At 32.3% G+C, this 24303-nt stretch carries 22 protein-coding genes (1 of these 22 running past the window's edge); 7 read left to right on the plus strand and 15 right to left on the minus strand.

Annotated elements, in window-relative coordinates; all coding sequences use genetic code 11:
* The 3 genes in view from CA2559_RS09675 to recF are tightly spaced (at most 35 nt apart) and all read right to left on the minus strand, a layout consistent with a single transcriptional unit that may run on beyond the window.
* On the minus strand, positions 1-260 hold the start of the coding sequence (locus CA2559_RS09675; RefSeq protein ID WP_013187696.1) for a DUF4249 domain-containing protein. Its footprint begins 553 nt before the window's first position; the window shows 260 of its 813 coding nt (coding positions 1-260); the start codon lies at positions 258-260; its stop codon lies off the left edge, out of view.
* On the minus strand, positions 260-2626 hold the full coding sequence (locus tag CA2559_RS09680; RefSeq protein ID WP_041240984.1) for a TonB-dependent receptor: 2367 nt from the start codon (positions 2624-2626) through the stop codon (positions 260-262). Before CA2559_RS09680 ends, CA2559_RS09675 begins: the two co-directional genes overlap by 1 nt.
* A 35-nt stretch (positions 2627-2661) precedes the next feature.
* Positions 2662-3741 carry a DNA replication/repair protein RecF gene (recF, locus tag CA2559_RS09685; protein ID WP_013187698.1) on the minus strand — a complete coding sequence of 360 codons (1080 nt, stop codon included), beginning with the start codon at positions 3739-3741 and terminating at the stop codon, positions 2662-2664.
* 145 nt (positions 3742-3886) lie between these two features.
* On the opposite strand from recF, the gene CA2559_RS09690 reads away from it, so the two are divergent.
* Complete coding sequence (locus CA2559_RS09690; RefSeq protein ID WP_013187699.1) at positions 3887-4660, plus strand: tetratricopeptide repeat protein; 774 nt, start codon at positions 3887-3889, stop codon at positions 4658-4660.
* Positions 4661-4675: 15 nt separating this feature from the next.
* Complete coding sequence (gene ribH, locus CA2559_RS09695; RefSeq protein WP_013187700.1) at positions 4676-5182, plus strand: 6,7-dimethyl-8-ribityllumazine synthase; 507 nt, start codon at positions 4676-4678, stop codon at positions 5180-5182.
* A 65-nt stretch (positions 5183-5247) separates the two neighbouring features.
* Here ribH and CA2559_RS09700 read toward each other — a convergent pair whose 3' ends face one another.
* The 5 genes from CA2559_RS09700 to CA2559_RS09720 all read right to left on the minus strand — a co-directional run bounded on the left by CA2559_RS09700 (position 5248) and on the right by CA2559_RS09720 (position 9551).
* Positions 5248-5703 carry a DUF1801 domain-containing protein gene (locus tag CA2559_RS09700; RefSeq protein WP_013187701.1) on the minus strand — a complete coding sequence of 152 codons (456 nt, stop codon included), beginning with the start codon at positions 5701-5703 and terminating at the stop codon, positions 5248-5250.
* 182 nt (positions 5704-5885) lie between these two features.
* The gene (locus tag CA2559_RS09705; protein ID WP_013187702.1) at positions 5886-7217 is read right to left on the minus strand and encodes a DUF58 domain-containing protein; all 1332 of its coding nucleotides are present in this window, start codon (positions 7215-7217) and stop codon (positions 5886-5888) included.
* Positions 7218-8240: an AAA family ATPase gene (locus CA2559_RS09710; protein WP_013187703.1), complete on the minus strand. Its 1023-nt coding sequence runs from the start codon at positions 8238-8240 to the stop codon at positions 7218-7220. It abuts the gene before it with no gap.
* 38 nt (positions 8241-8278) lie between these two features.
* Positions 8279-8794 (minus strand): KdsC family phosphatase, encoded by a 516-nt coding sequence (locus CA2559_RS09715; RefSeq protein ID WP_013187704.1) that lies wholly within the window; start codon positions 8792-8794, stop codon positions 8279-8281.
* On the minus strand, positions 8778-9551 hold the full coding sequence (locus tag CA2559_RS09720) for a Rossmann-like and DUF2520 domain-containing protein (RefSeq protein ID WP_013187705.1): 774 nt from the start codon (positions 9549-9551) through the stop codon (positions 8778-8780). The genes CA2559_RS09715 and CA2559_RS09720 overlap by 17 nt, the downstream gene beginning before the upstream one ends.
* A gap of 155 nt (positions 9552-9706) precedes the next feature.
* Here CA2559_RS09720 and ccsA point away from each other — a divergent pair, with 155 nt between their 5' ends.
* Together ccsA and miaE are read left to right on the plus strand one after the other, a co-directional pair.
* On the plus strand, positions 9707-12871 hold the full coding sequence (ccsA, locus tag CA2559_RS09725; RefSeq protein ID WP_013187706.1) for a cytochrome c biogenesis protein: 3165 nt from the start codon (positions 9707-9709) through the stop codon (positions 12869-12871).
* A 123-nt stretch (positions 12872-12994) separates the two neighbouring features.
* Entirely contained in the window at positions 12995-13576 is a 582-nt protein-coding gene (miaE, locus tag CA2559_RS09730; protein WP_013187707.1) for a tRNA-(ms[2]io[6]A)-hydroxylase, read from the plus strand.
* Between the two features lie 184 nt (positions 13577-13760).
* Here the strand turns inward: miaE and CA2559_RS09735 are convergent, their stop codons facing one another.
* The 5 genes from CA2559_RS09735 to CA2559_RS09755 form a co-directional block, all read right to left on the minus strand.
* On the minus strand, positions 13761-14297 hold the full coding sequence (locus tag CA2559_RS09735) for a hypothetical protein (RefSeq protein ID WP_013187708.1): 537 nt from the start codon (positions 14295-14297) through the stop codon (positions 13761-13763).
* Positions 14298-14341: 44 nt separating this feature from the next.
* Entirely contained in the window at positions 14342-15058 is a 717-nt protein-coding gene (locus CA2559_RS09740) for a DUF3307 domain-containing protein (protein WP_013187709.1), read from the minus strand.
* Position 15059: 1 nt separating this feature from the next.
* Positions 15060-15752 (minus strand): hypothetical protein, encoded by a 693-nt coding sequence (locus tag CA2559_RS09745; RefSeq protein WP_013187710.1) that lies wholly within the window; start codon positions 15750-15752, stop codon positions 15060-15062.
* Positions 15753-16023: 271 nt separating this feature from the next.
* Positions 16024-17421 (minus strand): class II fumarate hydratase, encoded by a 1398-nt coding sequence (fumC, locus tag CA2559_RS09750; RefSeq protein WP_013187711.1) that lies wholly within the window; start codon positions 17419-17421, stop codon positions 16024-16026.
* Between the two features lie 113 nt (positions 17422-17534).
* Positions 17535-18053, minus strand: a complete 519-nt coding sequence (locus tag CA2559_RS09755) for a hypothetical protein (RefSeq protein WP_013187712.1) — start codon at positions 18051-18053, stop codon at positions 17535-17537.
* Positions 18054-18320: 267 nt separating this feature from the next.
* On the opposite strand from CA2559_RS09755, the gene ychF reads away from it, so the two are divergent.
* Entirely contained in the window at positions 18321-19415 is a 1095-nt protein-coding gene (ychF, locus tag CA2559_RS09760) for a redox-regulated ATPase YchF (protein ID WP_013187713.1), read from the plus strand.
* A gap of 67 nt (positions 19416-19482) precedes the next feature.
* On the opposite strand, the gene CA2559_RS09765 is transcribed toward ychF, so the two are convergent.
* The gene (locus CA2559_RS09765) at positions 19483-20820 is read right to left on the minus strand and encodes a DEAD/DEAH box helicase (protein WP_013187714.1); all 1338 of its coding nucleotides are present in this window, start codon (positions 20818-20820) and stop codon (positions 19483-19485) included.
* Positions 20821-20859: 39 nt separating this feature from the next.
* On the minus strand, positions 20860-22251 hold the full coding sequence (locus CA2559_RS09770) for a hypothetical protein (RefSeq protein WP_013187715.1): 1392 nt from the start codon (positions 22249-22251) through the stop codon (positions 20860-20862).
* Positions 22252-22441: 190 nt separating this feature from the next.
* Between CA2559_RS09770 and CA2559_RS09775 the strand changes: the two genes are divergently transcribed.
* Together CA2559_RS09775 and CA2559_RS09780 are read left to right on the plus strand one after the other, a co-directional pair.
* Positions 22442-22984: an NADPH-dependent FMN reductase gene (locus CA2559_RS09775; RefSeq protein WP_041241184.1), complete on the plus strand. Its 543-nt coding sequence runs from the start codon at positions 22442-22444 to the stop codon at positions 22982-22984.
* 3 nt (positions 22985-22987) lie between these two features.
* The gene (locus CA2559_RS09780) at positions 22988-24280 is read left to right on the plus strand and encodes an anthranilate synthase component I family protein (protein ID WP_013187717.1); all 1293 of its coding nucleotides are present in this window, start codon (positions 22988-22990) and stop codon (positions 24278-24280) included.
* The last annotated feature ends 23 nt before the right edge of the window (positions 24281-24303 follow it).

The following is a 24303-nucleotide window of genomic DNA, read 5'->3' on the forward strand; positions in this document are numbered from 1 at the left end:
TCATTTTGAGAAAATTCGAAAACGGTTCCATTTGTATTACTAATTTGTACTAAAGCATTATCGACAGGAGCAGGTTCACCTGAAAAAAATGGTCGAGTTAAACTTAAATAAATTTCCTGATGATTTCCACTAGTTCCCTTAACCCAATTTAAAGATGCATCAATAACTAATTTTGGTTCGCTTTCATTTAATGAAATATCTACGACATCTTCACAAGAGCAAAGACTAAGAATTAAGATTATATATATTATTTGTTTCATTAAAATTTAAAATTATAACTTATAGAAGGCACTATTCCAAATATTGAAAACCTGACGGCTTCATTAACTCCGGTAGTTCTGTTTTCTCTAAAACTTATACTTGCAGCATTTTTCCTATTATAAAGGTTGTAAATACCAAATGACCAATATGACTGCCAGCGTTTATCACTATTAGGGTTTGGAGTAAACTCTGCAGCAATGTCTAACCTATTAAACAGAGGTAATCTGTCTGTATTTCGTTCACCATAAACTGGAATTGTTTGTCCTTCATATTGGTATTGAGACGTAGGAAATGTAGTAGGTTGTCCTGTTTGTAAAAGAAAATTTCCACTAAATGTCCATTTATCATTTAATTTATAAGACGTTGTTATAGAAATGTCATGCGTCTTATCATAATTGGTTAAATACCAATTTCCATTTGAAATACCTGGCTCTATTTCACTTCTTCCTGGTGTCTTTTGTTCACTTTTAGAAAGCGTATAAGATAACCAACCTTGAAATTTACCAAGATTTTTTCTAAACAATACTTCAAGGCCATATGCTCTTGCTTTACCATTAAGAATTACTTGTTCTATAGCATCATTAGCAATAAGATCTGTGCCGTCTATATAATCAATTCTGTTGTTTATATATTTGTAAAAAGCCTCAAACTCTAAGCTGTACTCATTCTCATTAAAGTTTTTAAAATACCCAGCAGCAACTTGATCTACTATTTGGGGTTTTACAAATTTACCACTTGGTGTATATACATCTAATGGAGTAGGAGAGCTTGTATTACTAAGTATATGTATATATTGTGCAATGCGATTGTAACTTAATTTTATAGAGCTTTGGTCATTTAATAAGTACGATAGTGAAACTCTTGGCTCTAAATTCCCAAAAGATTTAATAATATCATCACGGTTAAAGTTTTCTTCACCTACAGGGTCTGCAGATTCATATACACCTTGTTCTTGATTATATATTACAGGTAAATTATTCTCATATGTAAACAACCGATCTTGGCCTAGTCTAAAGAATGCACTATACCTTAAACCATATTCGGCAGTTAGTTTCTCTGTTAAATTGTGTTCTGCAGATAAGTATATTCCGCTTTCTAGGGCATATTTTTTTGTGAGCGTAAATGCATTTATTCCAGAATCTGTTGTAGATGGTTCAATTTTACCTGGATTAAATTCGTATAATGTGTTTTGTATCCCGTAATTTAATTTTAGGTCATTATTAATATAGTGGTTAAATCCATATTTAATATTTCCATTTCTTATTCCGCTGTTGTATTTAAATTCTGCTAAATCTAATTCTAACCCATAATAATAATCACTGTATATTACAGATAGGTTAGTAAACACATTATCACTAAATACGTGATTCCATCTAAGATTTAAAATGCTATTTCCATAAACATTCTTAAAACTGTCGTTAAGATTAAATACATCTCTACCAAAATATCCTGAAAGTAACAGTGTGTTTTTATCGTCTAGTTTATAGCTTAGCTTGGTATTTAAATCATAAAAATAAGCCAGGTTTTCGTTATCTGTGAGTTTTAAGAATAAATGCGCATAAGAACTTCTTCCTGCGAGTAAAAATGAGCTTTTTTCTTTTTGAATAGGTCCCTCAACTAATAGCCTGCTTGATAAAATTCCTAGACCTCCTTCTGCAGAAAACTTCTTACTATTACCATCTTTTTGATAAATATCTAAAACAGAAGATACTCTGCCTCCATATTTAGAAGGTATTCCACCTTTATATAATTTAATATCTTTTATTGCATCCGGATTAAAAATTGAAAATAAACCGAATAAATGTGAGGAATTATAAATTGTAGCTTCATCTAATAATATTAAATTCTGATCTGCTGCGCCACCTCTTACATTAAATCCTGAAGCACCTTCTCCTGCATTTGTAACACCTGGTAAAAGCAGAATCGATTTAATAATATCTGGTTCACCTAATACTACGGGTATTTGCTTTATAGTTTTTATTGAGAGAGAATTAACACTCATTTGAGGAGATCTAATATTTGTACGCTCTACATCTTCTTTAATAACAACTGTGTCTAATGTCTCAGATGATTCAGTTAAGCTGAAATTTAAAGTTGTTTTATTTGTAATGCTAATATATTTATTTATAGTATTGTAGCCTAGGTAACTTAAAGTTATTGTGTAATTACCTTCAGGGATAGAAATTGAATAAAAACCATATGTGTTAGTAACGGTTTCAGTTTGTAATTCATTAATAATTACATTAACACCATTAAGAGTTTCATTACTAGCAGCATCTCTTATAGTACCATTTAAGGTAAAGGTTGTTTGACCAAATAGGGATAGGTTGGTTAAAACCAATAATAAGGATAATAAATGGCGCAAATTTCTTTTTCACCAAAGATACTAAACAACTTAGTTTATAGTCTAAACATTTTATAGTCTTGAGCAGTATTTTTTACAACAGCTTCAGTACGATCAGGATGTGTATCGCTTATAAATAGTTGTCCCAATTCTCCAGTTGAGACTAAAGAGACTATTTGCTCAACACGTTGTTCATCTAATTTATCAAAAACATCATCTAAAAGTAAAATAGGATTCACCTTACTTTTTGCTTTAATGAAATCGTACTGTGCTAATTTTAAAGCTATTAAAAATGATTTTTGTTGTCCTTGGCTTCCAAACCTCTTAATCGGGTGGTTCTCAATTCCAAAATCTAAATCATCTTTGTGAGTACCAACCGTTGTATATTGGCGTTGTAAATCTTTCTGTAAGCGCTCTTCAAATAAACTAGCTAGGTTTCCTTTTTTAAGTTGACTTTTATAAGAAATAGTCACTTGTTCTTTGTTATTGCTAATTGTTTGGTAGCGTTCTTTAAATATCGGAATAAAACTTTCTAAAAATAGTGTTCTAGTCTCAAATATCTCTGAGGCATAGTTACTTAACTGTTCATTATATACCTCGAGTGTTGAACTTTCAAAAGTTCTATTTGCAGCAAAATATTTTAAAAGAGCATTTCGTTGTGCAAGTACCTTATTATAGCTTATTAAGTTATCCAAATAAGTTTTATCGTTCTGAGAAATTATACCATCCATAAATTTACGTCTAGTATCGCTACCTTCAGTAATAAGGTCTCTATCTGCAGGAGATATAATAACTACAGGTAATAAGCCTACGTGTTCACTAAAACGTTCATATGCTTTGCTGTTTCTCTTAATTACTTTTTTTTGTCCACGTTTTGCACTTACAACAATTTTTTCTGTACGGTCTTGCTTAACAAACTCGCCATCTATAACAAAGAAATCTTCATGATGTTTAATGTTTTGGCTCGTTATTGGGTTAAAGTAACTTTTACCTAAAGAAAGATGATATATACTGTCTAAAACATTGGTTTTACCAATACCATTGGCGCCAACCAAGCAATTAATCTTAGAATCAAATTCAAAAGTTTCAGATTCAAAATTCTTATAGTTTATAAGAGATAATTGTTTTAAATGCATAAAAATATGAGGATCAATAGTAAATTAGCTAATGAAGAGGTTATCATATCCTGTTGACAACTTGTGCAAAGTACCAAAAAATGAATGTAATTACACTTTTTAATCTCAATAAAAAGTTTATTTTTGCGCCACAATAAAGTAAATTATGGCAACATATAAGAAGCGTGGATACAAACCTAAGAACAAGGAAGAGCGCGAAGAACAAGTAGAAGATCAGTCAACAACAGCAGAAGTTTTTAACTCTTTAGATGAAGGAGCAAATAAAACCGAAGAGTTTGTTGCAAAAAACCAAAACATCATTTTAATTGTAATAGGTATTATTGCAGTAGTGGTACTAGGTTATTTGGCCTATGAGCGTTTTGTGGTAGCACCTAATGAAGAAGCTGCTACTAATGAAATGTATCAAGCACAAAGCTATTTTGATGATGCATTAATAGCACCATCTACTACAAAAGATTCTTTATTTAACTTAGCTCTTAATGGTGGTGAAGGTAAGTATGGTTTCTTAGACATTGCAGACGAGTATAGTAGTACAGATGCAGGTAACCTTGCAAATTACTATGCAGGTATGGCATACCTTAATACAGGAAAATATAAAGAAGCTATTTCTAGCTTAGAAGATTTTTCTAGTGACGATTTAATTTTAGCACCATTAGCTAAAGGAGCTATAGGTGATGCATTTTTACAATTAGACCAAACTGAAGAAGCTTTAGGTTATTATGAAAGTGCTGCTAAAATGAATGCAAATGAGTTTACAGCACCTAAGTTCTTACTTAAAGCTGGTATTACAGCTATCGAGTTAGGTAAGGCAGATGTAGCAGTAAAACATTTAACTGAATTAAAAGATAAGTACGAAACATCTACTGAAGCTTCTCAAGTAGCAGTATACTTAGGGCAAGCTAAAGCAATGCAAAACTAAATCTAGAAGATATTTATGGCAACAGCCGGAAACAATCTATCAGAATATAATAAAGAGACAATCCCAAACGCGAAAGACTTCAAGTTTGGGATTGTTGTTTCAGAATGGAACGACCATATTACAAATAACCTCTTTCAAGGAGCTTTCGATGCTTTTATGGAGCATGGTGTTTTAAAGGAAAACATTGTACGTTGGAATGTACCTGGCAGTTTTGAGCTTATTTATGGCTGTAAAAAGCTACAACAAAGCTTTGAGATGTTAGATTGTATTATTGCTGTAGGAAGTGTAATACAAGGCGAGACAAAGCATTTTGACTTTGTTTGCCAAGGAGTAACAAACGGAATAGCACAATTAAATATAGAGAGTGATATACCTACTATTTTTTGTGTATTAACAGATAATATCGAAGAGCAGTCTATAGCTCGTAGTGGTGGTATTCACGGTAATAAAGGTACAGAAGCAGCAATCGCAGCCATTAAAATGGCGCAACTGCGTAAAGATGCAAAGTTTTATAAAGAGTAATATATTATAATAGTATATGCAAAAGGCTAACAGTTACTGTTAGCCTTTTTTATTTACTTTTTTATTTACTTTTTTATAGCTTTTTCATAGGTTTCTATCCATTGTGAAACCGTAAACTTTTGAGCAAGTTCTGCAATAAGTTCATACGGGATATCATTCATTCGTTTAAAACGAATACAGCTTTTACCCATATCTAACTTATATTTAGAATGCTTGGGATATTCATTCACAAACCAATTATGTATCGTTTTATCGGCATATATACCAGAATGATATAAGGCAACAAAGTTTTTCTGAGAGGCTATATTAATAAACGGTAAGGCCAATTTAGGATCACAATGATAACCATCAGGGTAAGTTGATAATGGTACTACAAATGCAAGCATACCATAACCTAGTGTTTCTTTAAAACCAGTTGGTAAATTATCTTTTATAGTATCTCTTAATTTTTTTACAGCAGCTTGACGATCTTCAGGTAGTTTAGAAATATAATCGTCTGGAGAGTTAGCTTCAATTTTCATTTTAAATATTACTTAAGGAGTTCTATTATTAACTATTTATTTTCTCTATTCTATTTGTAGGAAATTACGTTCATTCAATTTATGAATATTTTCAAAACTAACATTCATCAAATTTATATTTTAATAATTTAGATGAATTAAAATAGCAGGTTGTATAACTTATAATAGTAAGTAGGTTATTCTTAAAGTATACCTCTAGCTTTAATTTCTAAGTATTTATTAATGGTATTTACAGTAAGATCTTGTGGTGGTGTTAATACAGATTGTATACCGTGTTTCTGTAACTCTTTTTGCATTAGAACCTTATCTGATGCAAATTGTGACGCTATTGTTTTGTGATAAACATCACCAATTGTAGTAGCATCCTGATTAATCAATTCTTTTAATTCTGTATTTTCAAAAAAGATGACTACTAGTACGTGTTGTTTAGCAATGGCTTTTAAATAGGGTAGTTGTCTTTGCAATGCAGTGATATGCTCAAAATTTGTATAAAGAAGTAATAAGCTACGTTGTGTTATTTTTCGCTTTATATGTGCGTAAAGCAATCCAAAATCAGAATCTAAGAATTTTGTATTTACGTTATATAAGCGTTCTAATACTAAACTTAAGTGTGTTTTTTTAGATAAAGCTTTAACAAAATCACTCAAAACATTAGAGAAAGTAAGTAAACCAACTTTATCATTTTTCTTTAAAGCAACATTACTAAACGCTAATGAGCTATTTATTGCGTAGTCTAATAATTTTAATCCTTCAAAAGGCATTTTCATTACTCTACTTGTATCTATAACAGAATACACAGGTTGAGATTTTTCATCTTGAAATTGATTAACCATTAATTGGGCTTGTTTAGCTGTAGCTTTCCAGTTTATGGTTCTTACATCATCTCCAGTAACATATTCTTTAATTTGCTCAAACTCCATTGTGTGACCTATACGCCTCACTTTTTTAAGTCCTGTTAAAGCCAATCTATTATCTATGGCTAGAAAATCGTATTGCCGCATTTGTATGAAAGATGGATATACTTTTACCATCTGTTCATTATTAAATGTAAACCGTCTTTTTATAAGATTAAGCTTAGTGCTAACATAACAGTTTAAATGTCCAAAATGATATTCACCTCGATCTACAGGCTTTACCAAATATTCAAATGATTTATTTGAATTTGGTTGTACAGTAATATTTTTATTGAAATCTCTTTTTTGAAACTGAATCGGTAACTCATCTACTACTGCAACATCTATTTTAAATTTATAGTTGTTTTTTAGAGTAACTGAGACTGGATTCTCATCACTATTGGAAAATTTATCTGGTAAAAGGCGATTTGCTATTATGCCAGAACCCTTATATAAAGCAACAACATCTAATAAAAAAACAAGACATAACGCTAAGACAATTAACCAGGCTATTGGATAGAGTAGAGGTACCCAAAACGACACTAAAAATATAGCTGATATGGAAAACAACACATAAAATACGCGCTGGTGAAGGTATAAGGATTTAAAAAATTGAATCACTTATCGAGGAATTTCTACAGATTGTGAAATCATGGTAACAACTTGTTCTGTTGTCATACCTTCCATCTCTCGTTCTGGAGAAAGTATAATACGGTGTCTTAAGACTGGAAATAAAGATTTTTTCACATCATCTGGTGTTACAAAATCCCTTCCTTGTATTGCTGCAAAAGCTTTAGAAGCTGTCATTATAGCTAAAGAGGCTCTTGGTGAAGCGCCTAAGTATAAATGAGGATGATTTCTTGTTTTAGATACTATAGTTGCTATGTAAGAAAATATCTTTTCCTCAATTATAATATTTTGAATGTGGTCTTTGTAGGTTATTAGTTGCTCAGGACTTAAAACTGCATTTATTTCTGAAATTGCGTGTACAGCTTTCCTGTTGTGGTGAGTCTTTAAGATGGTAATTTCATCATCTAGGTTAGGGTAATCAACTGTAATTTTAAATAAAAACCTATCTAACTGTGCTTCTGGCAATGCGTATGTACCTTCTTGTTCAATAGGGTTTTGGGTTGCTAAAACCATAAATGGTGGTTTCATTTCATAGGTATTGCCATCAATAGTAATTTGGCGTTCTTCCATAACCTCGAACAATGCAGCTTGAGTTTTGGCAGGCGCTCTATTTATTTCATCTATTAGTACAATATTAGAAAATATAGGACCTTGTTTAAATTCAAAGTCAGAAGTTTTCATATTTAAAACCGAGGTTCCTAAAACATCACTAGGCATTAAATCTGGTGTAAACTGTATACGGCTAAACTCTGTTTTTAACGTCTTAGCAAATAATTTTGCAGTAAGTGTCTTAGCAATACCAGGTACACCTTCAATTAACACATGACCGTCAGATAGTAATCCAACAATAAGTAATTCAACAAAATCATCTTGACCTACAATAACTTTAGACAATTGTGCTTTTAAAGCTTCAATTGCTTGTTGAAGTTCTTGTAGAGGAATTCTTGAATTAAACTCTAGGTTATCTTGGGCTGTTTGTTCTTTAGAATCTGTAGGTAAGTTTTGGTCTTCCATAAATGGTTTATAATTACAGAGCCCTAAATTAAGAAAGTTTAGCTAAAGTTGTTTAGCCATTTGCCTTGAACCTTCATTACCTGTTCAATTACATCTCTTACACATCCTTTTCCACCATATTGATGAGATACATATTTAGAAATGGCCTTAATTTCTGGTACAGCATCTTGTGGGCAGCATGGTAACCCAACCATATGCATTGGGTAACTGTCTGGTATATCGTCTCCCATATAAAGTACCTGTTCTCTCTTTATATTGTCTTTTTCCAGGATAATATCTAATTGCTCGGCTTTATCGGTAACTTTTAAAAACACATCAGAAACATTAATAAGTTTAAGTTGCATGCGTAACCCTCTAATATCACCGTGAGACATAAAACAAACTTTATAACCTTCACCAATAGCACGCTCAATGGCATAACTGTCTTTAGCATGAACTTGTCTTAGTAACTCTCCTTGAGAGCTAATGAGTAGTGAGTTTTTTGTGAGCACACCATCTACATCAAAAATAAATGTAGTTATGTTGTTTAAAAGCTCTTTATAGCTTGTTTCCATAGTAGGTTAGTATATGTAGAGTTAATTGTTTGTATACGTCTTTATGCTTAGTGTCCTTTAGCTGTTCTAGGTGAGATTGTATGGTTTCTTTATCTCCACGTTTAGCAGGTCCTGTCTGTACATTTTTTGGAGACTGCAATGTTGCTTTTAGAGCAGTTTCGGTAATTAATGGGTGCAGGATTTCAAAAGGAACATTATTGGTATCACACAAATCTTGAGCAACTGTAAACATATAATTACTAAAGTTGTTTACAAATACTGCACTCAAATGTAGTGATTTACGTTGTTTAGAGTCTATATGATATACTTTTTTAGACAACGCATTTGCCAAAAGGTTTAATTGCTCTAAGCTTTTTTTTGAATTTGCCTCTATACAAACTGGAACTTCTTGAAAATTAAGCTCTAAATCTTTGGAAAAACTTTGTAAAGGATAAAACACACCATAATTAGTGTGCATAGCAACTTCAACTAATGGTTTTGCACCAGAAGTATGTACAACTATACCTTTTTTGGTCTTTAGTTTTTGGGCTACGTTGCCTATAACATCATCATTTACAGCTATAATATATAAGTCTGCTTCTTTAATGTCTTCTATAAGTGTGGTGGTTTCAACATATTTAAATACCTCTAAGTTATCTTTAGACCTATTATAAATTTGTTGCAATGTTATAGTCTCTAAAGAGCGCAAACTTTTATAGAGATGAAATGCCACATTACCAGCACCTAAGATAACTACAGAAAGTTTAGAATTCTTCAAAATAAAAAGTATTGGTACAGCAAACGTTAAGACTATCTAATTAGACTTCAATATTATTAAAATTACGACAGAAATGCCTTAAATTTGCACGGATTTTAAAGAACTTCTCCGCTATGCAAAATAAATTATTGAGCATCCTTTTTTCAACACGTTTAATGGCCTTACTTTTTATCGTTTTTGCGGTAGCAATGGGTGTAGGTACTTTTGTTGAAAGTTATTACAGTACAGAGACCGCAAGGCAATACATTTATAATGCACATTGGTTTGAGGTTATCATGGTGTTATTTGCCATAAATTTCTTCGGAAACATTTTTAGATATAACCTTCACAAGAGAGAAAAGTGGTCTACACTATTATTACATATGTCTTTTGTACTTATTATAGTTGGAGCAGGAATTACACGTTATATAGGTTTTGAAGGTATTATGCCTATTAGAGAAGGACAAGCCACAAATAAATTTATGTCTGAAAAAACCTTTTTAACTTTTATGATTGATGGTGAGGTAGATGGCGAAGCATTGCGAAGACGTAAAAGTGAAGAGCTATTACTAGCACCTAAAGGAAATAATGACATTACAATAAACACAGATTTTAAGGGCGATCCTATTTCTTTTAAGGTAGTTAATTACATTCATGGTGCAGAAGAAGGTTTTAGAGAAACAGAAGATGGAAGTAATTACATAAAAATTGTAGAAGCTGGTGGCGGTAACCGTCACGATCACTTTATTAAGGAAGGCGAAGTTGTAAGTATTCATAATGTTCTTTTTGCTTATAACAAACCAACAGATGGCGCAATAAATATTACAGTACCAGAAGATGGTAGTGATTACCTTATAAAAACACCTTTTGAAGGTGATTTTATGAGAATGGCAGATCAATTTAAAGGCGAAGTTTTAAAAGATTCTGTTCAGAAATTAAACCTGCGTTCGCTTTATAATGTTGCTGGTATGCAGTTTGTATTTCCAGATCCAGTTGTAAAAGGAGAAGAAGGCATTGTTGAAACTGAGCAAAAATCTAAAGGGCAGGCAGATGCTGTAACATTAGAGGTAAAAGCTAATGGAGACACAAAGAATATTCAATTATTAGGGAGTAAAGGACGTATGCCAGACCCTAAGAAATTAGAAGTTGGAGGCTATGATATTTACCTAAGCTATGGTAGTAAGGAATATGAACTTCCATTTGCTTTAATGCTAAAAGATTTTGAGGCTAAAAAATATCCAGGAACAGAAAACAATCCCACACCAAGTTACCAATCTTTTAAAAGTAAGGTAGACATTGTAGACGATGGTGAAAGTGTTCCTTATGAAATCTATATGAATCACGTATTAGATAAAGATGGCTATCGCTTCTTCCAAGCTTCTTTTGATGCCGATGAAAAAGGAACAATCTTATCTGTTAATCACGATTTCTGGGGTACGTGGATTACGTATATCGGGTACTTCTTATTATACTTAGGACTTATGCTAATTTTATTTGATAAAGGTTCTCGTTTTGGCCAACTAAAGAAAATGTTGGATAAAGTAAAAGCTAAAAAACAAGCGTTAACAATTTTACTTGTGCTAAGTACAGCTTTAGGCTTTGCACAAACTACAGATGATGGTCATGACCATAGTGACCCTAATCACGTACACGAAGATGTACAAGAAATAGATCAAGAACGATTAGACTCTCTAATTGTAGCTAATGCAGTAAGCAAAGAACACGCAGAAGAGTTTGGTAAGATGATTATACAAGATGCTGGCGGTCGTATGAAACCAGCAAACACGTATTCATCAGAGCTTTTAAGAAAGTTAAGTAAGGCAGACTCGTACAATGGTCTTACTAGTGATCAGGTTCTTATAAGTATGTTAGAGAACCCTACAGTTTGGTATAATATTCCATTAATACATGTGGAACGTAAAAACGATTCAATTCGTCATATTACAGGTGTAGATGAAGATGCTAAACTACTACCATTAGCAAAATTCTTTGATGCTACAGGAACATATAGACTGGCACCTTATTTAGAAGATGCCTATCAAGCTCAAAACCCTACATCATTTCAAAAAGATTTTATAAAAACAGATCAAAAGGTAAACTTGCTTTACAGTGCTTTAGAAGGAGATTTATTAAAAATATTTCCAGTTCCTGGAGCAGAAAACAACAAATGGGTAAGCTATCCAGAATTAAAGGAACATAGCTTTACGGGACGAGACTCGGTATTTGCCTATAATGCACTACCAATTTACTTAACAACATTAAGACAAGCTAAACAAACACAAGGTTATGCTCAAGCAACTGAGGTCTTAGAAACAATTAAAAAGTTTCAAAGTAACCATGGTGCAGAAATTATGCCTTCAGACCAAAAGGTTAAAACAGAAATACTTTATAATAAGTACGATGTCTTCAGGAATTTATTTTGGATGTTTATGCTTGCAGGTCTAATAACTCTACTGTTTGTAATTCTTAAAATATTTTATAATAACAAGTTTATTAAAAGCTTGGTTTTAATTGGTAAAATTGCCATTATCCTACTATTTATAATACATACTGCCGGCTTAATAGCACGTTGGTATATTTCTGGTCACGCACCTTGGAGTGATGCTTATGAGAGTATGATATATGTGGCTTGGGCTACTATGTTCTTCGGCTTGGCTTTTGGTCGTAAAAGTGATTTAACTTTGGCGTCTACAGCATTTGTAGCTTCAATGATATTAATGATTGCTCATTGGAATTGGATGGATCCTGCAATAGCTAACCTTGTACCTGTATTAGATAGTTATTGGTTAATGATTCACGTTGCTGTAATTGTTGGTAGTTATGGACCATTTACATTGGGTATGATATTAGGTGTTGTTTCACTATTGTTAATGATTTTTACCAATTCGAATAATAAAGCTAAAATGAAACTTAACATACGTGAGATAACCATTATTACAGAGATGGCACTTACAGTTGGTTTAGTAATGCTTACCATAGGTAATTTCTTAGGTGGGCAATGGGCCAATGAAAGTTGGGGACGTTATTGGGGTTGGGACCCTAAAGAAACTTGGGCACTAATTAGTATTATGGTATATGCATTTGTGATACATATGCGATTAGTACCTGGTTTAAGAGGTCGCTGGTTTTTCAACTTTATGTCTATCGTTGCGTTTGCAAGTATCATGATGACGTATTTTGGAGTTAACTTTTACCTTTCTGGATTGCATAGTTATGCAAGTGGAGATAAAGTAATAACTCCAGATTTTATCTACTACTCAATTGCAGTGGTTGTAATTTTAGGAGCTTTGTCTTATTGGAAATACAAAAAGCACTATTATAAAGGAGATTATAATAAATAGTTTAAAGTAGAAATAGGAGAGTGTTTAGGCATCAGAAAATAGATGCTTAATAGCTATTGTTATTTTATAAAACATCTTATTTAACTTTCTGCTTAAAATTAAATTCTAAATATCTAAAACAACATGTTACATCTTAAATTAGAAACAGACCCACGTTGGGTAACAATTGTAGAAAGTAATTTAGAAGAAATACTTACAGACCACGCTTGGTGCGAACAAAAGGCAGCTACCAATGCAATTACAATAATCACTTTAAACAGTGAGCATGAAGAGTTGGTGACAGAGCTTATAAAACTGGCACAAGAAGAATTAGAGCACTTTGAGATGGTGCATAATATCATAAAAGAACGTGGTTATACTTTAGGTAGAGAACGTAAAGACCATTACGTTAATCAACTTTTTAAGTTTACTCAAAAGGGTGGAAGCAGACAACAAGCAATGGTAGATAGACTTTTGTTTTCTGCTATGATTGAAGCTAGAAGCTGCGAGCGTTTTAAACTACTTTCTGAACGTATTAAGGATAAAGAATTATCTAAATTTTATAGAGAGTTAATGATTAGTGAAGCTGGTCACTACACAACCTTCTTAGGCTTTGCAAGACAATATGGTGAAGGTATAGATGTTGAAAAGCGTTGGAAAGAACTTGTAGAGTTTGAAGGTGAGCTAATTAAAAGTTATGGGAAGAATGAAACCATACATGGTTAGTATTTTTTCCTGATTTAGTTCTGCTTACATTTTAATAATTCTTCCTAACGTGTTTGTATATGGTTTGTTGCGTGGTTTAAGCACTAAATTTAGCAAATAAAAACCGAATAGAAAATCCGCGTGGATTTTCGTAAGTAGGCTAGAACTAGCAATAAATTATATTCGGTGTTATGCAACGTTTTTTTCAGAACGTAAACTCCAAAACTACAATCCTTTTATGAAAATAATTATTAAAATCAGGATTTGAATTCAAAATTCCGTTAACAACGAGTTCGTTTGACATCATTCCAGCAGTTTGTCTTTTTTCGTAATATTTTTTAACAAACTTATCAGATTTCGCAACGTAATTCAGTCCACGCATATATTGACCAGTAACATTTATCAATAATCCATTATTATTGTCTTTCAAATAGATTTCATTCCATAATCCGCTTTTAGTCAATTCAGATTTAGTATTTGGTGTTTGAAATTTAAACTTTTCAAAGTCAGTTGTTGAGTCAGATATTATTTCAGTTAGATATTGTTCGTACGCTTTATCAATAGATAGTTTAGGATAATTCTTTTTCAGATTATTTTCAAAATCAGTTACCAAAGAATTAATCGCATTTATTTTATTTTCTCCAAGAGTATTTTGAAATGCGTGTTTGTTTTTTTCTAATTCCGTTTGGCAACTAAATGTTACAATTGTTAAAAAAAATATAATTGTTTTTCTTATTTTCATAATGTTGCACAACATCAAGTATTGACATTCAAATAGTTTTCAGTTTATAATGTAAGAATTAATTGTATTAGTAATCCTACTAATACTGCTATTCCAAAACTAAGCTTAGTGCCAATAAGCACATATTCTGTTTTTAGTAAATCTGTATCCTTGTAACGTAAGATAGATTTTGCAGCGATAAGAAACCCTATTGCTCCAAATTGCCCAATTAGGACAAATATTACCACTAAAATACGTTCTAAGATTCCAATAAGACGCCCTGCTTTTTCTAATTCTTGAGATTGTGGTGTGCTTTCAATTTCAAAAGTTGAAAGCATTTCCTTAATAAAGATATTTGTTGGTTTTAATATGAATAAAAAGCCTGCAGTTAGTACTATATATTGTTTTGCAGCTATCACATTTATTACGGGATTAAAGTCTGTTAGCGTAAAGAAGGTAAGTGAGACAGCAATAAAAAGTATTATATGTAGAAATTGATCTATATAAAATGCATACCTGCCCAAACTCTTATGGTTATTTAGAAAAGGTTTGCAACCATCGATTATATAGTGGGAAATTCCTATTAGTAAGGCGCCTATTATAAAGTTAAGTTGAAAAGATAACAACCAAGATAGGAGTATGGCGATTAAACCGTGCCAGATTAAAAAACTGCTTTTAAATCCTTTTGTGTTTTTATCTGTAGCAAGTCTGTTATTTTGAAATACGAAGTCTGTAAGAAGGTGTGCTATTAATTGCAAGATTAAAAATAGGCTGATGTCCATGCTATAAATTTGAGAACAATGTACTAAAATAATTTAAGGTGGTTTCAATACTATTCCAACCTATACTGGTTGAGTGTTGATTTACTGTAGGTTGCCCTATATCTAAGCGCGTTGAGATTTCATCTTCAGATAAGCCTAATATTTTATGGTAAACAACCTCACATTGTCTAGCTGTAGCGTTACCTATAATTGTATCTAATAGGCTAAGCAAAGCATCCATTTGCTCGTTTAGAATTGTATTATCACTACTAAAAAATAACGTATTCTTTATAACAATTCTCTGTTTACCGTGTGTTGAATTTTCACTAATCATTCGACCAGAACGGTAAATGGCATCACCATCTATAACACCATCAGTTTTGTCAAATCTTTCTAATTCCCCATAACCTAAGGCTAAACGAATACCGTGTGATTTAAAAAACTTTATACGATGGTTGTTTTTATAACTTGCATCATTACTAATAGAAATTGCTTTTACAAAGCATTTAATAAGTAAAGCTACTTTTAAAGCATCTTGTGGTTTAGACACTACACACTCTAAATAATCACCTTTTATAATTCTTGAATACGTTTTATATTTAGTTTCAAGTTGATCAATAAGAGTTTTAAGCTGCTGCTCTAACAACTTGCGATCATCTACAGTTAAACTTGTAGAGGATATAATATCTCCAGAAATTACAATTGTTTTTATCATCACTTACAAATATATTAAATATATCGGTACATAAACCAATAAAATATATTTATTGGTATTTAAGCCTATAAATCATATTTAAGTGTTTTAAAACCAATAAAAATAGTATATAAGTATCTCAATCATTTTAGTATTAGATATATAGGTTAAAGTACTTGGAATATGTAGAAAATAAATTTATATAAACATCAAACGCCTCATAAAGAGGCGTTTGATGTTAGATTGCTTTTAAGAGAATCTAAATGTTCTGTATTTTCTATAAAAGAAATAACTACTTTTTAGAGCTTACCATATCTTCTGGCTTAACCCATTCATCAAATTCTTCTGCGGTTACATATCCTAAATTAACGGCTTCCTCCTTCAAGGTTGTTCCGTTTTTATGAGCAGTATTTGCTATTTCTGCAGCTTTATAATAACCAATTTTAGTATTTAAAGCTGTAACAAGCATTAATGAGTTTTTAAGTAATTCATCTATACGTGCTTGGTTTGGCTCTATACCGCTTGCACAGTGCTCTTCAAAAGAAACAGATGCATCTCCTAGTAATTGAGCACTTTCTAATAAATTAGATGCCATTACAGGTTTAAAAACGTTAAGTTCAAATTGTCCTTGCATACCACCAACAGCAATAGCCATATCATTACCTATAACTTGCGCACAAACCATAGTTAAAGCTTCACATTGTGTAGGATTTACTTTTCCTGGCATGATTGAAGAACCTGGCTCATTTGCAGGAATATTAAGCTCACCAATACCACTACGTGGTCCTGAAGCTAACATTCTTATATCATTTCCTATTTTATTTAAAGAAACGGCCAATTGTTTTAATGCACCGTGAGTTTCAACTAAAGCATCGTGAGCAGCAAGTGCCTCAAACTTATTCTCTGCAGAAACAAAAGGAAGTTTTGTAAAAGAAGCTATATATTCTGCAACGCGAGTAGAGTAACCTTTTGGGGTATTTAATCCTGTACCAACAGCTGTTCCTCCTAAAGCTAGTTCAGCTAAATGTGGAAGTGTATTGTGTAACGCTTTAAGACCGTGATCTAATTGAGAAACGTAACCTCCAAATTCTTGCCCTAAAGTTAAAGGCGTAGCATCCATAAAATGCGTGCGGCCTATCTTTACAACATTCTTAAATTCTTCAGATTTACGTTTTAGCGTATCTCTTAGTTGTTTTATACCAGGAATAGTAACCTCTACAACCTTCTTATATGCAGCAATGTGCATTCCTGTTGGAAAGGTATCGTTTGAAGATTGACTTTTATTTACATCATCATTTGGTAAAAGTGTTTTCTCACCTTCACCAATAGTTTTACCTGCTAATTGGTGTGCTCTGTTTGCAACAACTTCATTAACATTCATGTTACTTTGAGTACCACTACCAGTTTGCCATATAACTAATGGAAATTGGTCGTCGTGCTTTCCTTCTAAAATCTCATCACACACTTGTGCAATAAGATCTCTTTTATCTACAGGAAGTACGCCAAGCTCACAATTGGTATAAGCAGCAGCTTTTTTTAGGTATGCAAAACCATAAATTACCTCTAAAGGCATAGAAGCTGGTTTACCTATTTTAAAATTATTTCTCGAACGTTCGGTTTGTGCGCCCCAAAGCTTGTCTGCCGGCACTTTAACCTCACCCATTGTATCTTTTTCTATTCTAAAAGCCATAATAAAAATTTGTTGTGCAAATGTAAGTATTGTGATTGAAAAGCTATTGAAAAAAAATAACTCCCATAATTAAAAAATTATAGGAGTCTTAAATGTATTATGAGGTAGTGAGATTACTTATTGTCATCATTACTATCATCCATCATTTGCTTTTCTTTTTCCATTTTTAATTTTCTTTTTGCTTGCTGTATAGCATTGGCATCAGATTTCTGAAATGCATTGTCAGCATCAAAAGTACCGTAAGATACTGTATCACCTATTTTTAATTTATAAGTACCTTCAATTTTTGTTGGGTAAATACGACCAATGTTAACTTTCTTTCCGTCATTCATTTCAAAAACTACATAACCTACAGAAGCTTCTTCAAAACGAATTGGCTTACTATCATAAAAGTAATCTGCGTTCGTTTCTACATCCATTGGTAACTTAACAGCACGTTGATTGGTACCATCACCAGCAACTGCAATTTTTTGCTTAGCAGTAGTGGTCATTTTTTTAGTCTTAACTTCTTCTCCAGAAGAGGTTTTAACTTTAGTTTTTACTGTTGTAGTTTCTTCTGTTTTATTTTCGTTCTCTTGCGCTATACCTGTTGCAAATGCACCAAGCGCTAAAAGTAAAAGGATCTTTTTCATCTTGTGAAATTTTAAATTATAGAGTAAATGTAACTAGCTACCGTGTTAATTTTAATTAATGGAGTGCTAATCTTTTACTAATCTTTAATTCAAAAAACATAAATATAACGAGTTAAATAAAAGAGCTTCAATAAGTTGCAAAAATTATAATTAGGTAATTTTAGATTGAAACTTGGGTGTTTATGCAGTTAACTATCTAATAAAAATGTACGCTTTAAAATTTAGAGTAATACCTTATCTTTGCGCCCTAAATTTAATGACTACCATATGAAAGCCGGAATTGTAGGATTACCAAACGTAGGAAAATCGACATTATTTAATTGTTTGTCTAATGCAAAAGCACAAAGTGCTAATTTCCCGTTTTGTACCATAGAACCAAATATTGGAGTGGTAAATGTTCCAGATCCTAGACTAAGAAAACTTGAGGAGTTAGTTAATCCTGAGCGTGTAATGCCTGCAACTGTTGATATTGTAGATATTGCTGGTCTTGTAAAAGGCGCTAGTAAAGGTGAAGGCTTAGGAAACCAGTTTTTAGGTAATATACGTGAGACAGATGCTATTTTGCATGTGTTGCGTTGTTTTGATGATGGTAACGTTGTACACGTAGATGGTAGTGTAGACCCAATTAGAGATAAGGAAACAATTGATATTGAGCTACAGCTTAAAGATCTTGAAACTGCAGAAAAGAAACTTGAGAAAGTTAAAAGAGCTGCACGCACAGGTAATAAAGAAGCCCAAAAAGAAGACAGTATTTTAAATACTATAAAATCTAATTTAGAGCAAGGTATCTCTGTTCGAGCTATAGAGTTTTCTGAAGAGGACTATGAGGAATTTGTAAAGCCATTACAGTTTATTACAGACAAACCAGTAATGTATGTTTGTAATGTAGATGAGGCTTCAGCAAACTCTGGAAATGCTTATGTAGACAAAGTAAAAGAAGCGGTTAAAGATGAAAATGCAGAAGTGTTAGTTCTTGCCGTAGGTATTGAAGCAGATATAGCAGAGCTTGATGATTTTGAAGAACGCGAAATGTTTTTAGCAGATATAGGTTTAGATGAGCCAGGTTCTGCAAAATTAATTCGTGCAGCATATAAGCTCTTAAATCAACAAACGTATTTTACTGCTGGTAAAAAAGAGGTAAGAGCTTGGACAGTTAAAGTTGGAGCATCTGCACCACAAGCGGCAGGTGTTATACATACAGATTTTGAGAAAGGTTTCATTAGAGCTGAAGTTATAAAGTATGAAGACTTTGTAAGTTATGGTAGTGAAGCCAAAGTAAAAGAAGCAGGTAAATTAGGTGTAGAAGGTAAAAACTATATTGTACAAGATGGTGATGTCATGCACTTCTTGTTTAATGTATAAATCTGAAGACTTTTAATTATAAAAAAATCCCCAAGTTTTATAGCTTGGGGATTTTTGTTTTAAGTATTTATTTACCTTTTCTCTTTTGACCTCGAGTTTTTGGCTTTTTATATTTCTTCTCAATCTTACGTTTGTAAGAACCACCTTCATTACGCTTTCTGTTTTTGTCCTTTTTTTCGTGAAATGCTTTACCTTTTGAAGGTTCCTTCTTTAGAGGATTATATATTTCTACAGGTTTTTGTTGTTCTTCTGGAGCAAGCTCTTTAGAAATTTCAACATCATTAGTCATCTCTATAGTGTCAACCTTAGTTTCCATAAGTTCCTCTATGGTTTTAAGCCATTCTACCTCACTTTCTGAAGTAAGAACTAATGCAGTACCTTTTTTCTCAGCTCTACCAGTACGACCTATCCTATGCAGATAATTTTCTGGATAGCTTGGTGTATCCATATTAATAACGTGAGAGATATCATCTATATCTAAACCACGTGCCATAACATCTGTAGCAATCATGATACGATGTTCACCTGTTTCAAAAGCTTCAATACTATTAAGTCTATAATTTTGAGTCTTATTAGAGTGAATAACACTAGCTTGATCTGGGAATGTCTTGTCCACAACAGCAAATAAACGGTCTGCAATACGTTTATTAGGAACAAATATTAATGTCTTTTCGTATGTTTCAACATCTTCTAAAAGATGAATAATTAGATTTTGCTTTGTGTAGTAATTAGGAACATTATAACGATATTGTTGTATGTTAACTAATGGTGTTCCACTTTTTGCAACAGATATTTTTATAGGATTATTAAAGAATTCAGAAATCATAGAAGAGACTTCATCTGTCATAGTAGCAGAAAACAATATGTTTTGATGCTTTTTAGGAAGTATATCTAAAATGTTAACTAGCTGAAATCTAAATCCGAGGTCTAACATAACATCAACCTCATCAATCACAAGTTTCTGTATGTTTTTTAGTTGTAGTACGTGGCTAACAGCAAGGTCATACAATCTACCTGGCGTAGCTACAAGAACATCACACCCTTCAACTACAGCTTTTTTCTGTGTATTAATATTTGTACCACCATAAACACCTAAAATACGCATATCATTAAGTGTACAAAGTTTTTCAATTTCTGAAACTACTTGTACAACAAGTTCACGCGTAGGAACAATTATTAAAGCTCTAGGATTTACTTGTCTAGAATAGGGTAGTAGTCTTAGGACAGGTAATGCATAAGCATAGGTTTTACCAGTTCCTGTTTGGGCAATACCAACAACATCTCTACCAGACATGATTACAGGAAATGATTCTTCCTGTATTGGAGTAGGATGTACGATACCTAATTCATCTAAAGCTTTCTGTAAAGAAGGAGATAGGTTTAAGTCTTTAAAAGTAGTGGACACAGTTATATAATTTTACGGTGCAAAGGTACTATAAAGCAATTAGTTTATCTTTTTAATCTTTAGGTAACTTGAATCGCCAAAATTATTGAAGTTTGAATTATTGTTGCCGTCTGCAACAACAATAAAATCTATATATCCAGTTGTAGCAGTTATCTCAAAAACAGCTATTTGTGGTATGCTACCTTGAGACGTGTTGGAGTTTGGACTCGTTAATGCAGCAGTAGTGCCTTCATTAGTGTTGTTTAAACGCATTATATAACTTAAAGTAGATGTTTGATTATTCGGTCTAATATTAGATTCAACTTCGTATACACCTCGTGGTAAGGTTAATCTTCTATTAGATGTATTATAAGATGAACCAGTAATATTATTAAAAGATTCTTGACTAAAATTAAATGCAGTATTTACATTACCTATGGTTGTAGGATTCGTTCTCAACATTATTTGTGTAGTATTCTCAGTAAGCAACTGTTTCCATGAAGAGGCGTTATTATCCCAATACAGGAAACCTTCACTATAATTATTATCCTCTTGGGTAAGATAAATGAGCATACTATGCTGCGCAGCACCAGGATTTGTATTAGGTAGTGCATTTAAACGAGGTATAAGAATCCCATCTGTTTCTTTTGGAGTATTTGCATTTACTGGGTTAACATCTAAAATAGCATCTGGTTCTAACTTGTTGAGACCTAAATCTCCATCTTCTCTAATAGACATTCTTACTTGTTGAGAAACGCTTCCAATAGGTGTTGTATTAACCACAAATCTTGAAGGAGTACTATTGTCTGATGCAGAACCATCTAAATACAGTCTAAAACCACCTACTTCTGTAATTTGGTCACCATCGTGAGTTTTAAAGATTACAGAACCAATCTCACCATTTGCAGCTAAGGTATTTGGCGCATCTAAACTACCACCAGTATTATAAAATATTAAATTTGGCGGATTAGTATTTGCACTTGTAATTTGAAAATCATTATCGCCAGGACCTTTAAATTCAAACCGTTCAACTGGTGTATCCGTGCCTATTCCAATACGACCATCATCTGTAAACACCATTCGAGTACCATTAGCATCTGCTTGTTTAGCATAAATTAATTGTTGCCCTAATGCATTCTCTCCATCTAACCACTCACCACCAAAAGGAATCCAGTCTGGAATATCATTATCCCAAAAATAGAAACCTTTAGTATCATTACCATCTGTCTGTGATAAAAAGACGATCATACCATCTTGTGAAATACCAGGATTTACATCAGGAAACTTCTCAAGTCTCGGTATTAGTAAACCATCTGTTTCAGTTGGGTTAGCCGTACTAGATGCTGAAATATCTAATATACTTTGAGGATTTATATTACCAATTCCTACTTGACTAAAGCTATTGTCTGCTATAAAGCATAACAAAACAATATAAATATAATTTTTAATCATAAAGCAACTTGGTATTTGGTTGATAGTAAGTTGATTAATTAAGATTTAAAGATACCAATAAGATGTTAATATAGTGTTAAAAATTAAGATTTTATTAAGATTTTCAGATAGCTCATTTAGTTTAATGTTATTACATAATTCATATTTAATTTATTTTGCTTACCAATTAAAAATGCCATTTCTTTATCTAATGAAAAAGATTCTTTGCTTTGCAGGCTCAAATAGCCGTCATTCTATTAATACCATATTAGTAAATTATGTAGCTAATAAAATTATAGATCACGAGGTTAAAATTATCTCATTATTAGATTATGAATTACCTATGTATAGTCTGGACTTAGAGAATGAGCGTAGTTTCTCAGCAGATTTACAAGTTTTACGTAATATAATAAAAGATCATGATGCTCTTATTATTTCAGTTAATGAGCATAACGGAAGTATATCTGCTTTTTTTAAAAATCATTTAGATTGGCTATCTAGACTAGATCGTAATTTTCTGGAAGGTAAAAAGGTATTATTAATGAGTACATCACCAGGCGCAAGAGGAGCAAAGTCTGCTTTGGAGTTTTGCAAATTGGTACTTCCTAGGTTTGGGGCAGAAATTGTTGAGAGCTTTAGCTTCCCATCTTTTCAAGATAACTTCTCAATTGAGGAAAATAAAATTACAAATGATGTCCTTGAGATGGGACTTAATGATATGTTGAGTACCTTTGAGCATCACATTAATTTATGATCCTTGCGTGTAAATAAAACCTTTACTCTTAAGAACACTTCTCATTTTAAACAACAACTTCTTCAATGGTCTCAAGAGTTTAATGAGGTTGTTTGGTTAGACTCTAATCTGCATACTCAAGCATACTCAGAATATGATGCTATTTTAGCTGTAGATGGTTTTACGGTATTAAAAACAGATGCACAAAATGCTTTCGAAGACCTTAAGACATATCAATCTACTACTAAAGATTGGCTCTTTGGCTATTTATCTTATGACTTAAAAAATGACACAGAGCTTCTTACCTCTAATAATTTTGATGGCTTAAATTTTCCAGATCTTTATTTTTTTCAACCTAAAAAATTATGGTTGTTAAAGGATAATATTTTAGAAGCACACTATCTAGCAATGGTAGATGATGAGATAGATGAAGATTTTAATACTATTAATACGCTTCAGCTATTTGAGGAAGTATCATCTAACACATTAAAAATTAAATTAAGAACCTCAAAAGATGATTACTTTAAAAAGCTAAATAACATTTTAGAGCATATTCATAGAGGAGATATTTATGAAGCTAATTTTTGCCAGGAGTTTTACACGTCTGGACATATAACACCATTAGCAACCTATAAACGTTTAAATGTTATTTCAAAGCCGCCATTTGCAAGCTTTGTAAAGTTGTTTAATAATTATGCCTTATGTGCGTCTCCAGAGCGATATTTAAAAAAATCAAAAACTACAGTTGTAAGTCAGCCAATAAAAGGAACTTCTAAACGGTCTAAGGATAAGAATAAGGATAATGCTCTAAAAAAAGCATTAGAAAACGATCCCAAAGAGCGTTCTGAAAATATTATGATTGTAGATTTGGTTAGAAATGATCTATCTAAAACTGCAAGTAAAGGATCTGTGACAGTACAAGAACTTTGCAAAGTTTATACGTTTGAGCAGGTACATCAACTAATTTCTACAGTTACATCTCAAGTAAGTGACAGTTTATCTCCAATTGATGTTTTACAAAGTACATTTCCTATGGGCAGTATGACAGGAGCACCAAAGGTAAGTGCCATGAAAATTATTGAAGAATATGAAGACGCTAAACGTGGTTTATACAGTGGTGCTATAGGTTACATAACTCCTAACGGTGATTTTGATTTTAATGTAGTCATTAGAAGTATACTATACAATGCAGAAAAAGCCTACATTTCTTATTCTGTTGGTGGTGCCATTACTGCCAACTCAATACCAGAAAAAGAATATGAAGAATGTCTTATAAAAGCAAAAGCTATGCGAGAAGCCTTACTAAACAACGCATAAATTGTATTTTTGCACTTTAATTT

Origin of the sequence: Croceibacter atlanticus HTCC2559, assembly GCF_000196315.1 — a bacterium.
GTDB lineage: Bacteria > Bacteroidota > Bacteroidia > Flavobacteriales > Flavobacteriaceae > Croceibacter > Croceibacter atlanticus.

What these genes read in the sequence shown, in the direction of transcription:
- recF (WP_013187698.1), bottom strand. Translation starts at nt 3,741, where the DNA reads ATGCATTTAAAACAATTATCTCTTATAAACTATAAGAATTTTGAATCT.
- CA2559_RS09690 (WP_013187699.1), top strand. Translation starts at nt 3,887, where the DNA reads ATGGCAACATATAAGAAGCGTGGATACAAACCTAAGAACAAGGAAGAG.
- ribH (WP_013187700.1), top strand. Translation starts at nt 4,676, where the DNA reads ATGGCAACAGCCGGAAACAATCTATCAGAATATAATAAAGAGACAATC.
- CA2559_RS09700 (WP_013187701.1), bottom strand. Translation starts at nt 5,703, where the DNA reads ATGAAAATTGAAGCTAACTCTCCAGACGATTATATTTCTAAACTACCT.
- CA2559_RS09710 (WP_013187703.1), bottom strand. Translation starts at nt 8,240, where the DNA reads ATGGAAGACCAAAACTTACCTACAGATTCTAAAGAACAAACAGCCCAA.
- CA2559_RS09715 (WP_013187704.1), bottom strand. Translation starts at nt 8,794, where the DNA reads ATGGAAACAAGCTATAAAGAGCTTTTAAACAACATAACTACATTTATT.
- ccsA (WP_013187706.1), top strand. Translation starts at nt 9,707, where the DNA reads ATGGCCTTACTTTTTATCGTTTTTGCGGTAGCAATGGGTGTAGGTACT.
- miaE (WP_013187707.1), top strand. Translation starts at nt 12,995, where the DNA reads ATGTTACATCTTAAATTAGAAACAGACCCACGTTGGGTAACAATTGTA.
- CA2559_RS09735 (WP_013187708.1), bottom strand. Translation starts at nt 14,297, where the DNA reads ATGAAAATAAGAAAAACAATTATATTTTTTTTAACAATTGTAACATTT.
- CA2559_RS09740 (WP_013187709.1), bottom strand. Translation starts at nt 15,058, where the DNA reads ATGGACATCAGCCTATTTTTAATCTTGCAATTAATAGCACACCTTCTT.
- CA2559_RS09745 (WP_013187710.1), bottom strand. Translation starts at nt 15,752, where the DNA reads ATGATAAAAACAATTGTAATTTCTGGAGATATTATATCCTCTACAAGT.
- fumC (WP_013187711.1), bottom strand. Translation starts at nt 17,421, where the DNA reads ATGGCTTTTAGAATAGAAAAAGATACAATGGGTGAGGTTAAAGTGCCG.
- CA2559_RS09755 (WP_013187712.1), bottom strand. Translation starts at nt 18,053, where the DNA reads ATGAAAAAGATCCTTTTACTTTTAGCGCTTGGTGCATTTGCAACAGGT.
- ychF (WP_013187713.1), top strand. Translation starts at nt 18,321, where the DNA reads ATGAAAGCCGGAATTGTAGGATTACCAAACGTAGGAAAATCGACATTA.
- CA2559_RS09770 (WP_013187715.1), bottom strand. Translation starts at nt 22,251, where the DNA reads ATGATTAAAAATTATATTTATATTGTTTTGTTATGCTTTATAGCAGAC.
- CA2559_RS09775 (WP_041241184.1), top strand. Translation starts at nt 22,442, where the DNA reads ATGAAAAAGATTCTTTGCTTTGCAGGCTCAAATAGCCGTCATTCTATT.